Origin of the sequence: Niallia circulans (assembly GCF_007273535.1) — a bacterium.
Classification (GTDB): Bacteria; Bacillota; Bacilli; order Bacillales; family Cytobacillaceae; genus Niallia; species Niallia circulans_B.
This window is the reverse complement of sequence record NZ_RIBP01000004.1, coordinates 3,738,048-3,753,551: the sequence shown is the minus strand read 5'-3', so window position 1 is coordinate 3,753,551 and position 15,504 is coordinate 3,738,048. Positions and strand designations below refer to the sequence as shown.

Below are 15,504 nucleotides of genomic sequence, written 5' to 3'. Positions count from 1 at the left end.
ACTATAACATTTAATAGGTATATAGAATTATATTTTCGATATGATTCTAGTAAAAAGGAGGTCATATGGATGAAAAAAGTCATTGTTCCAGGAGTATTTTTCGCAGCGTTATCAGCACCTGTCCTTATTCAAGAAGCTCAGGCAGCTTCAAATGCTGCTGTTGTGAAATATGTCAATGTTGAAAATAACTCCTCTCTTAATGTGAGAAAAAGCGCATCTTCAAAAGCTGCGATTGTCACGACTTTAAAAAAGGGAAAAGAAGTAACTGTCTTGTCTGAAAGCAACGGCTGGGCAAAGATAACAGCCGATGGAAAAACCGGTTATGTCAGCTCAGACTATCTAACAGAAAAAACAAATACATACGTTAAATATGTTTCCATTGATAGTAATTCAACTCTAAATGTAAGAACATCTCCAAATACATCTTCTACAGTTGTGACAAAGATAACTGCCAACACAAAAGTAGAGGTGTTATCTGACTCAAATGGCTGGTCTAAAATAAAGGTAAACGGAAAGCAAGGATATGTTGCTTCTAAATATTTATCTGATAGTGTGTCAACAGTGAAGGAAAGTACCCCAAAGGCAGACACTGCTACAAAGGTAAGCACGGAAGAAACAAAAACAGAGACAATGTATGTCAATGTTGATCAAGGTTCAAGCCTTAATATGCGTAATAAACCCTCGAACAGCGGCTCTGTTATCGTAAAGCTAGCAAAAGGTGTTGAGGTAACTGCATACAGTGATTCAAATGGCTGGACGAAGGTAAAGGTATATGGAAAAGAAGGCTATGTAGCGACAAAATACTTGTCAAAAACAAAATCAACTACTACTACTTCTACAAACAAGAATAGCAGTTCAGGCACTGTGGCAAAAACAACAACCAAATATGTAAATGTTGATAAAAGCTCGACATTAAACATGAGAGCAAGTGCCAGCACCAGCGGCAGTGTGGTTACAAAGCTGTCAAGAGGAACAAAGGTGACAGTAGCCTCAGAATCCAAAGGCTGGGCAAAAATAACAGTTAGCGGAAAAACGGGTTATGTCAGCACAAGCTATTTAACCAGTACTGCCCCGGACACACAAAGCGGCAGTACTGATGCACCGAAGGACCCGGTAAAAGAAACAACAACCGTAACGAAATATGTAAATGTTGATAAAAGCTCGACATTAAACATGAGAGCAAGTGCCAGCACCAGCGGCAGTGTGGTTACAAAGCTGTCAAGAGGAACAAAGGTAACAGTAGCCTCAGAATCCAAAGGCTGGGCAAAAATAACAGTTAGCGGAAAAACGGGTTATGTCAGCACAAGCTATTTAACCAGTACTGCCCCGGACACACAAAGCGGCAGTACTGATGCACCGAAGGACCCGGTAAAAGAAATAACAACTGTAACGAAATATGTAAATGTTGACAAAAGCTCGACATTGAATATGAGAGCAAGTGCCAGCACCAGCGGCAGTGTCGTCACAAAGCTGTCAAGAGGAACAAAGGTGACAGTAGCCTCAGAATCCAAAGGCTGGGCAAAAATAACAGTTAGCGGAAAAACGGGTTATGTCAGCACAAGCTATTTAACCACTACTGCCCCAGACACACAAAGCGGCAGTACTGATGCACCGAAGGACCCGGTAAAAGAAACACCGACTGTAACGAAATATGTAAATGTTGACAAAAACTCAACATTGAATATGAGAGCAAGTGCCAGCACCAGCGGCAGTGTCGTCACAAAGCTTGAAAGAGGTACTGCAGTTACAGTCATTTCTGAATCCAATGGTTGGGCAAAAATTACGGCAAGCGGTAAGACAGGCTATGTGAGCAGCAGTTATTTAACTTCAAGCAGCTTAGATGACAGCAAAAATACTGATTCTAATGAAAATGGGAATGCAGGTGAAGACAGCGCTGGCAGCACGGAAGGTATCTTGAAGTATGTTAATGTAGATCAAGGTTCAAGCTTGAATATGCGCAAATCTGCTTCTTCTTCAGCTGGAATCGTTGCAAAATTGGCAGCTGGAACTGCGGTAACTGTTTATTCAGAAGAAAATGGCTGGGCAAAGGTTTCTGCTAATGGGCAGGAAGGCTATGTGAGCAGTGCTTATTTGACTACTAAACAAGCAGAAACGCCAGGTGTCAGCAAAGGTGAAACAGTTAAAACGTATGTCAATTACGATATGACACTAGATGAAATGGCTACTATTCAAATGGGTGCAAACCCACAAACAGACAAGGCATATGATGTTTATATAAGGGAGGATGCAGTAGCATTTAAATCTTCCGACCAAACAAAAGGAACGATAATAGGCAGTGGCTGGAGATTAAGAGGCGGTGCAGGAACTGAATACAGTGTTGTTAATGCTGTTCAAAACGGCCAGGTTCTGACGATAACTTCAAAAGTGAAGGGTTCTGACGGCTACTACTGGTATAAAGTAAACAGCACACAATCTTGGGTTAATGCAAGCAAGGAAGACACCACTTATTATCTGAATCCAGATAATTTTTTAAACACAACTGTACAGTCTATGCAGTTTTTGAAGCTGTCAGCAAAAGCAGATATTAATGATACGGAAGTGAATGAACGCATATTAGCAGGTAAAGGCATACTTTCCGGTAAAGCTTCATCCTTTATCACGGCAGCAAATGCGTATGGCATTAATGAGGTTTATTTAATTTCTCATGCATTACTTGAAACAGGCAATGGTACGTCAACGTTAGCAAAAGGTGTTACTGTTAATGGCAAAACAGTCTATAATATGTATGGAATTGGGGCGTATGATGGCAGTGCTGTTTCCAGTGGCGCGCAATACGCCTATAATGCAGGCTGGTTTACTCCAGAGGCTGCAATCATTGGCGGTGCAAAGTTTATCGCACAAGGTTACGTAAATGCTGGGCAAGATACACTTTATAAGATGAGATGGAATCCAGGGGCAGCAGAAAGCACTGGTAAAGCAACACATCAATATGCGACAGATATCGGCTGGGCGTCTAAACAGGTGACGCAAATTTATAATCTATACAGCCTATTAGACTCTTATATACTTAAACTAGAAATTCCTAAATATAAATAAAAAAAATGCTGATCCATGCGGATCAGCATTTTTTTATTTACTGGAGATAAATTCGTCAAGGGCGTAATCGGCCATTTGTATATCAGGTTCATTGTCTAATGCGAGTTTGGCAAGCTGTTGACCGAGAAATGGACCCATTGTTAAACCAGAGGCACCAAGGCCGTTTGCGAAAATAACATTTGAATGTCCCGGTAATCTTCCGAATATAGGAAGGAAATCTGCAGTGAATGGTCGAAAGCCGACTTTTGCTTCAAGAAATGTGCTGTTATGCAAACCTGGGGCAAATTTGAGCGCTTTATCCATAATTTCTTTCATGCCAGCCATTGTTAGCCTATAGTCAAGCTCTTCATCATTTTCATGGGTAGCTCCAATTACGATTCTATTTCCGGTTAAAGAAAGAATGTATTGATCATGGGGCGGCATGACAACCGGCCATTTGTCACTGTTTATGCCTGGCATCTGAAGATGAATAATCTGCCCTTTTTGAAAGCTTAGACCAACTGTTATCTGAAGTGGACTAAGCAATTCGTTTGCCCAGACACCAGCAGTAATAATGACCTCATCTGCATGGATTTTTTTGTGCTTTGTTTTAATGCCTGTAACAGTGCTGTTTTCAAGCAGAAGACTGCAATCTTCCTGGAGTACTTTTGCACCATGCTTTTTGGCAGCAGAAAGGAGTGAATTCCGTAACGCCCAACCATCTACCCTGGCAGCACCGCTAACATGGACAGATTGATATCCATCTGCAAGCGGTGGGAACAACGCTTTTGAATCAGGCTCTGAAAGAATGGTGACATCCCCAATTTCAGGTGCCTCATCCTTTCGTTTCAAGGTTCTTTTTACCATAGCTTCTAACTTCTCATGATTCTCATGAGGACTTATCGCACCGACTTTATCATAGCCTGTGTTCATTTCTCCTAAGTCCATAAGCTCCGTAATCAAGCTGGGATAATGTTTTGCACCTTCCATTGCAAGCTTGTACCAGCGCTTGTTTCTGCGCTGAGAAATCCACGGACATATAATACCTGCAGCAGCTTTAGTAGCCTGACCAAGATCTTCTCTATCTACAATCGTGACACGAGCTCCGTTTTTTGCAAGCTCAAAACCGATAGACGCACCCATTATACCAGCGCCTATAATACTTATGTTTTTCATGATATTCCCTGCCCTTTATACTAATTGAGATGCCTATTAACAGCTGTGTGTATTACAATTATGTGACATAATCCTATATAGCTTGCATACTGTCTATTAAAAAGCTTACTCTTATTGTATGCTTTTGCTAGGAATGAATTCAATCATGGATAAATTGTCTATGTCAAGAAAGTAGAGAATATGTCAATATTTCATCAAAAATGCTAGTTTAGAATAAAAATGAAACATAACTGTAACATTCCTATTACTTAAATGACAAAATGTGATGCTATACTACTAATTGTTGACGAAAGTTAACAAGTTTCGTCGAAAGCCAAAACGATGGCTGATAACAATTCTTGTATTCTGGTTTAATGTTGGGGAACTCCCCAAAACTAACTACATAAATTAATAGACATATAAAATAGAACGTACATTAGAAAATTGCAGGGGGAAAATGAAATGTTAAAAAAGAAATTAGTTATTTTAAACACAACACTTTTGCTTGGACTTGGCAGCTTTAGCATCCCAGCAATCAATGCAAATGCTGAAACGTCTGCTTCTATTTCAAGCCAGCGTACTGATATACAAGATAAAATTTCAGATGCTGAGTATAAAATTATTGAAGCGCAAGAAAAGCTTGCTGACCTTAACGCACAAATCAACCGTGTTGATAAAGCGGTTGAAGAAAATAAAAAGCAAATTAAACAAACAGAAGAAGACATCAAAACTACTAAAGAAGAAGTTGCTTCTTTGAAAAAAGAAATTAAAGATTTGCAAGATAGAATTGAACAACGCAATGAAATTTTAAAAGAACGTGCACGCACATTCCAAGAGAATGGTGGAAGTGTTGATTATATTGATGTATTACTAGGAGCTGCAAGCTTTAAGGAATTTGTTGACCGTGTGGGAGCTGTTGCTACAATCATGGAAGCGGACAAAGATTTGATTGAAAGCAACGAAGCGGATAAAAAAGACTTAGAGACTAAGCAGACTTCAGTAGAAGACAAGCTTTCAAGCCTAACAGATATGCAATTGGATTTGAAAGAAATGCAAAAGCAAAATCTTGACAAACAAGCTGAAAATGAAAAAGCAAAAACAGACTTAGAAGAAAAACAACAAGAGAATGAAGCAGCAAAAGCAAAGCTTGAAAAAGAAGACAGCTCACTAGCTGCTAAAGAAGAAGAAATTAAGAAACAGATTAAAGAGAAAAAAGAAGAAGATTTAAACAACTTGATCAGCACAACTACACAAGCAACTTCTAACTCAAACTCTGAATCTGCTACTACAAATGATTCTAGTAAAAAATCAAGCTCAAATTCTAGCTCAAGTTCATCTGTAAAGAAAAGCACTTCAGCTGTTAAGTCAAGCAGCTCAAGTGAACAAAAAGCTACAGGTGGAAAATCTGCTGCAATCACAGCTGGTTATAAATATATTGGGAATTCAACATATAAATTCGGTGGCGGTAGAACTGCGTCTGATATAGCAAACGGATTGTTTGACTGCTCTGGTTTCGTAAGCTGGGCTTATTCTCAAGCTGGATACAGCATCCCAGCAAGTACGGATGCATTGAAAGGTTACGGTAAACAAGTTTCCTTCAGCAATATTCAACCTGGAGATTTAGTATTCTTTGATACTTACAAAAAAGACGGTCATGTTGGAATTTACGTTGGTGGCGGAAAATTCATCGGTTCTCAAAGCTCAACAGGTGTTGCTGTTGTATCAATGACAAGCGGCTACTGGAAAGGCGTATTTAACGGAAGAGTAGTTCGTCTGTAATAGTATTTGGAATGATAAAAGCATTATTCAACTGACAGCTGTCACTTGGGTAATGCTTTTTATTCTTATTATATTTATACCCATAATAATAAAAGATATACATGCTGTTTAAATTTTTTTTATTTGGAAATGATGATAAATAAAATTTGTTCCATAAAAAATAGCAAGAAGATTACTGAAAAACTATTGATTTATTGTCTCAAATAGTATAGAATCAATAATCGTAATCGTTCTGATTTGAAAATAATTATATAATGATAAAAATCATAAATTCATTGTTTTCTATAAATCGTAATCAATACGAAATAAAAGAATAAATAAAAGCTAGACTTACATAAAGGAGCAGATATAAATGAAGAAGCGATATAGTTTGCTGTTAGTCTCGATGATTGTCCTAATATTAGCGGCAGGCTGCAGTAATGACACGACCGAAAAAAATGATGATGGCAAGCTGAAGATAATGACCACTTTTTATCCAATGTATGAATTTACAAAGAATATTGCTGGGGATAAGGCAGATGTAGAGCTTTTGATTCCATCAACTATTGAACCACATGATTGGGAGCCAACACCTAAGGATATCGGCAATATCCAAAAAGCAGATTTATTTGTATACAACAGTGATGATATGGAAACTTGGGTATCTGATATAACAGCAAGCATTGACAGCAGCGATGTTACTGTAGTTGAGGCAAGTAAAGACATTAAGCTTATAGAAGAAGACGAAGAAGCAGAAGCGGAAGAGTCAGAAGAGGAGCATGAGCATGAGCACAGCCATCATGCAGATCCTCATGTTTGGTTAAGTCCAGTTCTAGCACAGCAGGAAGTGCAAACAATTACAGACGCACTTGTAAAAGTAGACCCAGATAATAAAGCATATTACGAAACAGAGAGCAGCAAATATATGGACAAATTAAAAGCTCTTGATGAAGAATATAAAACAGAGCTAAAAGGAATAAAGACCAATGAATTTATTACACAGCATACGGCATTTTCTTATTTAGCGAAGGAATATGGACTTGTGCAAGTACCGATAGCAGGTATATCACCTGATGAAGAGCCAAGCGCCGCTAAATTAGCAGAGCTTAAAAAGTTCGCAGAGGAACATGAGATAAATGTAATTTATTTTGAAGAGCTTACTTCAAGCAAAGTGGCTGAAACACTGGCAAATGAGCTTGGTGCAGACACAGAGGTATTAAATGCATTAGAAGGCTTAAGTGATGAACAGCAAAAAGCTGGTGAAGATTATATTACGGTTATGCAAGAAAATTTGAAACAGCTTAAAAAATCCTTTTTTGAATGAGGATATGCTATAATCATAAAAGCGTATGTGATCGATTTGCTCACATACGCTTTCTATGTGGAGTAAGCGAGCGTTCATATAAATAGATACTTAAAAATGAAAGGGGAGAGAGGTAAATGATACTTGCGTCTATAAGAAATTTGACATTCGGATATGAACATCTTCCGTCATTAGAGGATGTTTCCTTCGACTTAGAAAGTGGCGAGTTTGTCGGAATAACAGGACCGAACGGTGCAAGCAAATCGACGCTTCTTAAGCTGATACTTGGTCTGTTAAAACCTTGGTCTGGAAACGTAGTGTTAAGCAAGCAGAACAGCCAAGGAAGGAAGATGACAGTCGGTTATGTTCCACAACAAATTTCGTCCTTTAATGTCGGCTTCCCAAGCACTGTATTAGAGCTTGTGCGTTCTGGCAGATATCAAAAGAAGAAGTGGTATAAGCGGTTAGAGGAGCATGATCATAAAGCTGTCCAAGTTGCATTAGAAATGGTCGGAATGTGGGAATACCGTAAGAAAAAAGTAGGCGACTTATCTGGCGGACAAAAGCAAAAAATCATTATTGCCAGAGTGCTTGCATCAGAGCCGGATTTGTTGGTTATGGATGAGCCGACAACAGGCATGGATGCGGAAAGCCGCAAGGGTTTTTATGAGTTTATGAGGCATCAAGTCAATTCCCATAACAGAACGGTTGTCATGGTAACACATGACCAAGATGAAGTAGAAAGCTACTTAGACAAAATTATTCATATAGAGAAGGGAGAGAAGGGTGGATGGAGATGTTTGACCTTGAATTCATGCAAAGAGCATTTTGGGCAGGCGGATTAATTGCCATCATTGCACCGATAATTGGTGTATTCCTTGTTTTGCGCAGACAAGCCCTAATGGCAGACACTCTGTCCCATATCTCTTTGGCTGGTGTCGCTATCGGCTATTTCTTTCATACTAACTTAACATTTTCTAGTATGCTTGTTGTTATGATTGGTGCATTGGGAATTGAATATATGCGCCGTGCGTATCATTCCTATTCAGAGGTTTCCATTGCTATTTTAATGGCGGCAGGATTATCGTTTGCGCTCTTTTTAATGAGTGTTTCAAGCGGTGGAATGTCAACGAGCATGGATCAATATTTGTTCGGAAGCATCATCACAATTAGTCAGCAGCAAGTTATTGTTTTGGCTGTAGTTACTGTCATTATATTGTTATTCTTCCTTGTCTTTAAAAGATCTATGTACTTAATGACATTTGATCAGGATACAGCGACAGCAAGTGGCGTGAACACGAATCTGTTATCCATAGCATTCAGCCTTTTAACAGGTATCGCCATTTCAGTAATTATTCCTACAATCGGTGTATTGTTAGTTTCAGCATTATTAGTACTTCCAGCAGCATTTGCAATAAAGCTTGCAAAGGGGTTCAAGATGGTCTTTGTTGTTGCCATTTTGCTCGCTGTCTTCAGCATCTTTACAGGTCTGTTTTCTTCCTACCAATTAGGAACACCGCCAGGAGCGACAATTACATTGCTGCTTGTTATCCTATTGGCAATCGGATTCCTTATTCAGAAGATTACCCTGCACTTCATGCGATACCATAAGCAAAAAGAATATCGAAGAAACCTTGGCTGATAAAAAAAGGAGCTTTCTACAGAAAGCTCCTTTTCTTATGCTTAATATCCTTTATGGTAATCTACTAAGTTAATATTTAATTTTTGGCCTTCTATAAACTTTTTGAAATTTGGGAGGAAGATATCCTCCACTACTCGTTTGTCATAATGCTCGGTTGATCCAGAAGTATGTGGAGTTATGATACAATTGTCCATTTCCCATAATGGGCTCGATTCGTCTAAAGGTTCCTTTTCAAATACATCCAAGCCAGCACCTAGTATTTCTCCTGCAGAAAGGGCAGCTACTAAGTCAGCTTCTTTTATAATTTCGCCTCGTCCAATATTAATCAGGAAGGCACTTTCCTTCATTTTCTGGAATTGCTCGCGCTTAAATAGCTGATTCGTTTCCTCTGTTAGAGGAAGGGTGATAACAACATAGTCACATTCAGGAAGAATGTCATCAAGCTTATCCGTTGTGTGCATTTCATCTACATAATCTTCTTTCTTGCCTGAGTGACGGATGCCGATTACTTTCATTCCAAATGCTTTTGCAAGCTTTGCTGTTTCTTTTCCGATTGCACCGACGCCGATAATACCAACTGTTTTACCGTGCATTTCAAGTTTGATGTCTTCTCCATCCCATTTTTTCTTTGTTTGGTTTTTAATATATGTATGGATATTACGCGTTAGTGATAGCATAAGTGCGAAAATAGTTTCAGAAATGGGGTAGCTATGAACCCCGTTTGCACTTGTTACACTGACATTATTATTTGCTAATTCCTTTAAAGGTAGTGTGTTAACACCAGCACTCCATGTTTGAATCCACTTCAAGCTGTTAAGGGAGTCTAAATCTTCGTCAAAAAACTTTCTCCAGCCAAGAATCACATCTGTGTCCTTTGCGTGATGCTTCCATTGTTCTGCTTCATCTGTGATAACTACATCCCAATCTTGGGCCATTTCTTGAATTTGTTTTAACAAGTGATCCTCTAATGGACGGGTGATAAGCAATTTGCGTTTATTCATCAAGTAACACTCCTTTAATTAGTAATATAACTATTCTAACAATATACTGAAAATTTAGCATGATTCAAGATTGAAAGAAAAACCAGCAGCCCGAGGCACTGCTGGTTCATAATTTAAATGATTCTTCTGCGTAAAAAGCCAGAAATAGCATCAATAATGGTAACCATCACAATAATTCCTAACAGAATAATGCCGACCCTGTCCCAATCCCTTGAGCTTAAGGCGAAAATTAACGGCGTACCAATTCCACCTGCTCCAATAACACCGAGTATGGCAGCAGCACGGATATTAATCTCAAAACGATATAGCGTATATGACAGGAATCCTGGCAATACTTGCGGCAGTACAGCAAACCACAAAACTTGGAGACGGTTGGCGCCAGTTGCAGTTAAAGCCTCAGTTGGCCCCTTATCTAAGCTTTCGATTTCCTCTGAAAACAGCTTTCCTAGCATTCCAATTGAGTGAAGCCCTAATGCAAGTACACCGGCAAAGGAACCAGGTCCAACCGCCTTAATAAACAGGATAGCCATAACGATCTCAGGAAATGTGCGGATAAAGCTTAACATGAACTTTCCTGTAGAAGTAATTGTCTTGCCTTTACTCATATTATTTGCAGCCCAGAAGGCGAAGGGAATACAGAGAATACCAGAGATGAATGTTCCTAGAATGGCAATTGCCAATGTATCCAGAAGTCCGCGTAATAAATCCTCGCCATCCGGCAAATAAACATAGTCCCAATCAGGATGGAAAATCCCAGAGAATATTGCTTTGGAAATTTGTCCTGCAGTTTCTTTAATATCATTGATAGGCATACCGGAAAAAGCCCAAATATACAGCAGTGCCAGCAAAACAACAATGATTGTTCGAAACGCAAATTTTTTCTTCGGTTTATTTACTTTCGTTGATAATTGGCTCATAATAATTTCTCCCGTAATTTCGTGCTAATATAATCAATCACTAATACAACAGCCAATGTCAGAATGATAATAGAAGCAGTCTTATCGTACTCAAGGAAACCGAGCGTTTTATCATAATATTCCCCGATTCCCCCAGCTCCGACCAATCCAAGAATGGCTGCAGCGCGGACATTTACCTCAAATGTATATAATACATAGGATGTAAAATGAGCCGTAACTTGGGGGATAACCCCAAAGAACACCCATTGCACTTTGTTCGCACCAACTGCTGTCATTGCTTCAAGGGGACCTGGATCAATGGATTCAATTGCTTCGTATAGCAGCTTTGCAACTAAACCAATGGAAAAGATGGATAGTGCAATAATCCCAGGAAGGGAGCCAAGCCCGAATATAGCAACAAATATACTTGCTAGAAGCAAATCAGGAATTGTCCGAATTAAGTTAAGGATAAATCGGAACGGATAAACAAGCCACGGTGTGCGAATGATATTGCTTGCACACAGCAATGCGAGCGGAACAGCAATTATCGCCCCAAAGGTAGTGCCAATAACAGCCATGCGGATCGTTTCAAGCAGTGGTTCCAAAATAACTTCAAAGTAATGCCAGTTTGGCGGCCACATTTGCACAAGTAAATCAAACATATTCGGGAATCCAATTGTTAAGTCAGCAATGGAGGATTCTGTTTTAAAGGAGCTCCACCACAGCAAAGCCACTACTAAAAGAATAGTGAAAATCATCTTTGTCTTAGCAGGCGGTTTAGGTGCATTCCTTACGTTTACTTTCGGATCATTGATGTTTGGTTCATTCATGCTCATACCGGTTCACCTAATAGCTCGTCTTTTTTAATTGGTCTGCCGTATATTTCTGAAAACACTTCGTCTGTTGCCGCTTCTACAGGACCGTCAAAGACTACTTCACCTGCTCTCAACCCAATAATTCTTGTAGCATAATCACGAGCAAGATCAATGAAGTGAAGGTTGACGACCGTAGTGATGCCATCTTCTTCATTAATACGCTTTAAGTCATCCATAACCTGCTTTGTAGTTAATGGATCGAGGGAAGCGACAGGCTCATCTGCTAAAATGACTTGTGCTTCTTGTGCCAATGCACGAGCGATTGATACCCGCTGCTGCTGACCGCCTGAAAGCTCGTCCGCCCTAGAATAGGCCTTTTCTAAAATATTCACCCTGTTTAAGGCGGTTAAGGAAAGCTCCACATCTTCCTTAGGGAAGAGTCCAAGAATTGTCCGAAACGTATTATGATAGCCAACACGACCAGATAATACATTTTTTATTACGGTAGAGCGTTTAACTAGATTAAAGCTTTGGAAGATCATACCGATATCACGGCGGATTTTCCGAAGACCAGAGCCTTTTGCTGCTGTAATCGAATTACCGTCAATTAAAATCTCACCTTCTGAAATTTCATGGAGACGATTTATGGAACGGAGGAATGTTGATTTTCCGGCACCAGAAAGCCCTACAATTACAACGAATTCACCTTTTTCAATGGTGATGTTAATGTTATTCAAACCCTTTGTGCCATTCGGATAAATTTTCGTAACATTTTTAAACTGTATCAATTGCCTACCAACTTTCTCTTAATTTTAGAAAAAGAATCTAAACAACAAGCTTCTTTTTTCTACTAAACAACCGAATCCAATAACTCTGTTGCTTAGTAGAGAAAATAAGTCCAACCACCTAGTATTTTTACTAGATGGTTGGGTGAATAGATTAATAGTGATCAAAAGAGCTGAACTGCGTTATGTAAAAAATTCTTTTACCATTCAGAAATCCATCTGCTTTTGTCATAAAAAAGATACTATTCAGTCTTCACTTTTTCTGCATATTCACGCACAACATCAAAGTTGCTGTCATCTGAAACAACATATCCTTCATGTGTGTAAATATCTCTTATAATTTCATGGCCTTCATCGCTTTTGCCGATTGCAATGAATGCATCCTGCAATTTCTTCTTCCAATCGTCAGTCATGTCAGAGCGGACAGAAACTGTGTCGTTAGGAATTTCTTCTGTGAAGGAAACGACTTTTGTATCTTCAAACACAGTTGGGTAATCTGCTTTCACGATATTACGAGCATCTTGGAAAACAGCTGCAGCATCAACATCACCATTTAATAGTGAGATGATTGCTTGGTCATGACCTTTTACTGTAGTACCTTGTACATCTTTAATCGGGTCAAGATCATTATCCATTAATGTAGCCGCAGGCCATACGTAACCAGCAGAAGAAGTCACATCTTGGAATGCGATTTTTTTGCCTTTAAGATCAGCAACTGAATCGATACCAGAATCCTTCTTCACTACGAAAATAGATTTATAGAAATCTACTAATTCATCTTTCTCAGAACCATCATCATTAACACCTTTACGCTGTGCTTGAAGAATAACATCTGCAGCACCTTTTTCTTTAGCTAATACATAAGCTGTTGGAGGCAAGAAGCCAACATCAACTTGTTTAGAAGCCATCGCTTCAATAATTGTGTTGTAGTTTGTAGAAACACTTACTTTCACTGGAATGCCTAATTCATCAGATAATAACTCTTCAAGTGGTTTTGCTTTTGCTTCAAGTGTAGCTGCGCTTTGAGAAGGAACAAATTGAACGGTTAATTCTTTTGGTTCATATCCCTTTGACGCATCAGAGCCAGTTTCATCAGCTGAAGATCCACAGCCAGCAAGAACACCTGCTGCTAACGACAAAGATAGACCGAATGTTGCAAGTTTTTTGAACATATTTTACCTCCGAAAGATGTTATGTGTTATTACATGTAAAAATATAGCATATAAAATTGTAAAATAGTGAAAATTTTGTATAAAAAAATTATTATTTTTTTGTAAATATAATAGATTGCAATATTCTGATAATTAGTGTAAAACTAGTAGTGTCGGTGTTTTTGAGAGATTAGTGAATGGACAAATGTTTATTATTTTCCAGAAAAAATTATTGTGAAATATCTCACTAGATTTGAAACATCTTCATTTTTTGAAAAAAAGAAAGAAAAAACGATGCTCTTCTACTATAATAAAGCATGCAAGCGAGTCGACGAAGATATAGGAGTGGAGTAATTTGGCAGATACAAATGTAACGATATTATTTACAAGCGATGTACATGGAAATATTTATCCTCTTCTTTATGGCAATAATCAGCCGGCAAATGTTGGTCTCGGAAAAGTGGCGACCATATTGGCAGAAGAACGTTCAAAATCTGAGCATACAATTGTTATTGACAATGGCGATTTAATTCAAGGTACACCATTAACATATCATTATGTGCAATCATTGGCAGACAAAAACAATCCGATGATCCAAATATTAAATACGCTTCAGTATGATGGGGCGGTAATTGGCAACCATGAATTTAATTATGGACTTAATATTCTTCAAAAAGCAGTTAATGAATCAGACTTTCCATGGCTCTGTGCAAACATTGTAAAGGAAGATACAAATGAGCCGTTTTTAGGTAAGCCATACATAATCAAAAAAATTGGGGAAATTAAAATAGCAATCCTTGGAATTACAACACATTACATACCTAATTGGGAAAATCCAAGCAATATAAGCGGACTTGCCTTCTGTGATGCACTGGAAGCGACAAAACATTGGGTTGAAAAGATAAAAGCAGAGGAACAGCCTGAATGTATAGTAGTTTCCTATCATGGCGGGTTTGAAAGAGATATTGACACAGGTGAGCCGACGGAAGCACTTACTGGAGAAAACCAAGGGTACAGCATGTGTGAACAAATAGAAAACATAGACGTTCTCTTAACAGGACATCAGCATAGAACCTTGAGTGGAAATATAAATGGAGTAGAAATCATTCAAGCAAGTAATAATGGCCAGCTTGTCGGAAAAGTAACCTTAACATTTAATGATAATGGAGAATTGACAGCTAAAAAAGCGGAGCTTCTATCAACAGAAGGTGTAACAGCAGATGCAAGTATTTTAAATCTTGCGTCTGAATATGAACAGAGCACACAACACTGGCTAGATACACCTATCGGCTTTATTGATGGTGATATGACGGTATGTGATCCGATGGAAACACGCTTGTCTGACACTCCATTAATAGAATTCATTAATAAAGTCCAAATGGAGGCTGCAGGAGTGAAAATTGCCAATACGGCATTGTTTAACAACGATTCACCTGGATTCAAGCCGAATGTCACAATGAGAGATATTGTGTCAAATTATATTTATCCAAATACATTGAAGGTTCTTTCCATATCCGGAAAGGATATTAAGGATGCATTAGAGCAAAGTGCGAGATACTTTGAAGTCGATGAAAACGGTAATCCAACTGTAAATAAATCCTATTTATATCCAAAACCGCAGCATTATAATTATGACATGTGGGAAGGGATCGACTATGTGCTGGACATTTCTAAACCAGTTGGCAATAGAGTCACAAAACTTCAATATGAAGGAAGTGACATGAAAGAAGACGAACAGTTTGAAGTTGTCATGAACAATTATCGAGCTGGCGGCGGCGGTAATTACTTCATGTATCAAAATAAACCTGTACTGCGGGAAATCCAGTTTGATATGTCAGAGCTTATCGCCAACTATATTCTGGAAAGAAAAACAGTAACAGCAACATGTGACCACAACTGGAAGGTCATCTGGTAAAGCTGGGAATTATCCATAAAATAAATTACTAAACTATAAAAGGAGCA

12 protein-coding genes are annotated in these 15,504 nt (G+C 38.6%); 6 read left to right on the top strand and 6 right to left on the bottom strand.

Annotation, left to right across the window (positions count from 1 at the left end):
* Positions 1-69 precede the first annotated feature (69 nt).
* The gene (locus CEQ21_RS26660; RefSeq protein ID WP_185767140.1) at positions 70-3,057 is read left to right on the top strand and encodes an SH3 domain-containing protein; all 2,988 of its coding nucleotides are present in this window, start codon (positions 70-72) and stop codon (positions 3,055-3,057) included.
* Between the two features lie 33 nt (positions 3,058-3,090).
* Here CEQ21_RS26660 and CEQ21_RS26655 read toward each other — a convergent pair whose 3' ends face one another.
* Positions 3,091-4,212 (bottom strand): NAD(P)/FAD-dependent oxidoreductase, encoded by a 1,122-nt coding sequence (locus CEQ21_RS26655; protein WP_185767139.1) that lies wholly within the window; start codon positions 4,210-4,212, stop codon positions 3,091-3,093.
* A gap of 441 nt (positions 4,213-4,653) precedes the next feature.
* Between CEQ21_RS26655 and CEQ21_RS26650 the strand changes: the two genes are divergently transcribed.
* From CEQ21_RS26650 to CEQ21_RS26635, 4 genes are all read left to right on the top strand, one after another.
* Positions 4,654-5,970, top strand: a complete 1,317-nt coding sequence (locus CEQ21_RS26650; RefSeq protein WP_185767138.1) for a coiled-coil domain-containing protein — start codon at positions 4,654-4,656, stop codon at positions 5,968-5,970.
* Positions 5,971-6,322: 352 nt separating this feature from the next.
* The gene (locus tag CEQ21_RS26645; protein ID WP_185767137.1) at positions 6,323-7,273 is read left to right on the top strand and encodes a metal ABC transporter substrate-binding protein; all 951 of its coding nucleotides are present in this window, start codon (positions 6,323-6,325) and stop codon (positions 7,271-7,273) included.
* 116 nt (positions 7,274-7,389) lie between these two features.
* Positions 7,390-8,097 (top strand): metal ABC transporter ATP-binding protein, encoded by a 708-nt coding sequence (locus tag CEQ21_RS26640; RefSeq protein WP_127735176.1) that lies wholly within the window; start codon positions 7,390-7,392, stop codon positions 8,095-8,097.
* Positions 8,043-8,894 (top strand): metal ABC transporter permease, encoded by an 852-nt coding sequence (locus tag CEQ21_RS26635; protein ID WP_185767136.1) that lies wholly within the window; start codon positions 8,043-8,045, stop codon positions 8,892-8,894. Before CEQ21_RS26640 ends, CEQ21_RS26635 begins: the two co-directional genes overlap by 55 nt.
* A gap of 41 nt (positions 8,895-8,935) precedes the next feature.
* Here CEQ21_RS26635 and CEQ21_RS26630 read toward each other — a convergent pair whose 3' ends face one another.
* From CEQ21_RS26630 to CEQ21_RS26610, 5 genes are all read right to left on the bottom strand, one after another.
* Positions 8,936-9,895, bottom strand: a complete 960-nt coding sequence (locus CEQ21_RS26630) for a D-2-hydroxyacid dehydrogenase (RefSeq protein WP_185767135.1) — start codon at positions 9,893-9,895, stop codon at positions 8,936-8,938.
* 113 nt (positions 9,896-10,008) lie between these two features.
* Complete coding sequence (gene phnE, locus CEQ21_RS26625; RefSeq protein WP_185767134.1) at positions 10,009-10,812, bottom strand: phosphonate ABC transporter, permease protein PhnE; 804 nt, start codon at positions 10,810-10,812, stop codon at positions 10,009-10,011.
* Positions 10,809-11,621 carry a phosphonate ABC transporter, permease protein PhnE gene (phnE, locus tag CEQ21_RS26620; protein ID WP_419181629.1) on the bottom strand — a complete coding sequence of 271 codons (813 nt, stop codon included), beginning with the start codon at positions 11,619-11,621 and terminating at the stop codon, positions 10,809-10,811. The genes phnE (CEQ21_RS26625) and phnE (CEQ21_RS26620) overlap by 4 nt, the downstream gene beginning before the upstream one ends.
* Positions 11,622-11,623: 2 nt before the next feature.
* Positions 11,624-12,394, bottom strand: coding sequence for a phosphonate ABC transporter ATP-binding protein (gene phnC, locus CEQ21_RS26615; RefSeq protein WP_185767133.1), 771 nt, complete (start codon positions 12,392-12,394; stop codon positions 11,624-11,626).
* A 239-nt stretch (positions 12,395-12,633) separates the two neighbouring features.
* Complete coding sequence (locus tag CEQ21_RS26610) at positions 12,634-13,563, bottom strand: phosphate/phosphite/phosphonate ABC transporter substrate-binding protein (protein ID WP_185767132.1); 930 nt, start codon at positions 13,561-13,563, stop codon at positions 12,634-12,636.
* Between the two features lie 334 nt (positions 13,564-13,897).
* On the opposite strand from CEQ21_RS26610, the gene CEQ21_RS26605 reads away from it, so the two are divergent.
* A complete protein-coding gene (locus tag CEQ21_RS26605) occupies positions 13,898-15,457 on the top strand; it encodes a bifunctional metallophosphatase/5'-nucleotidase (RefSeq protein WP_185767131.1) in 1,560 nt (519 codons plus the stop codon).
* Positions 15,458-15,504: the final 47 nt, after the last annotated feature.

Coding starts and splice junctions, on each gene's coding strand:
- CEQ21_RS26660 (WP_185767140.1), top strand. CDS start 70: ATGAAAAAAGTCATTGTTCCAGGAGTATTTTTCGCAGCGTTATCAGCA.
- CEQ21_RS26655 (WP_185767139.1), bottom strand. CDS start 4,212: ATGAAAAACATAAGTATTATAGGCGCTGGTATAATGGGTGCGTCTATC.
- CEQ21_RS26650 (WP_185767138.1), top strand. CDS start 4,654: ATGTTAAAAAAGAAATTAGTTATTTTAAACACAACACTTTTGCTTGGA.
- CEQ21_RS26645 (WP_185767137.1), top strand. CDS start 6,323: ATGAAGAAGCGATATAGTTTGCTGTTAGTCTCGATGATTGTCCTAATA.
- CEQ21_RS26640 (WP_127735176.1), top strand. CDS start 7,390: ATGATACTTGCGTCTATAAGAAATTTGACATTCGGATATGAACATCTT.
- CEQ21_RS26635 (WP_185767136.1), top strand. CDS start 8,043: ATGGAGATGTTTGACCTTGAATTCATGCAAAGAGCATTTTGGGCAGGC.
- CEQ21_RS26630 (WP_185767135.1), bottom strand. CDS start 9,895: ATGAATAAACGCAAATTGCTTATCACCCGTCCATTAGAGGATCACTTG.
- phnE (WP_185767134.1), bottom strand. CDS start 10,812: ATGAGCCAATTATCAACGAAAGTAAATAAACCGAAGAAAAAATTTGCG.
- phnE (WP_419181629.1), bottom strand. CDS start 11,621: ATGAATGAACCAAACATCAATGATCCGAAAGTAAACGTAAGGAATGCA.
- CEQ21_RS26610 (WP_185767132.1), bottom strand. CDS start 13,563: ATGTTCAAAAAACTTGCAACATTCGGTCTATCTTTGTCGTTAGCAGCA.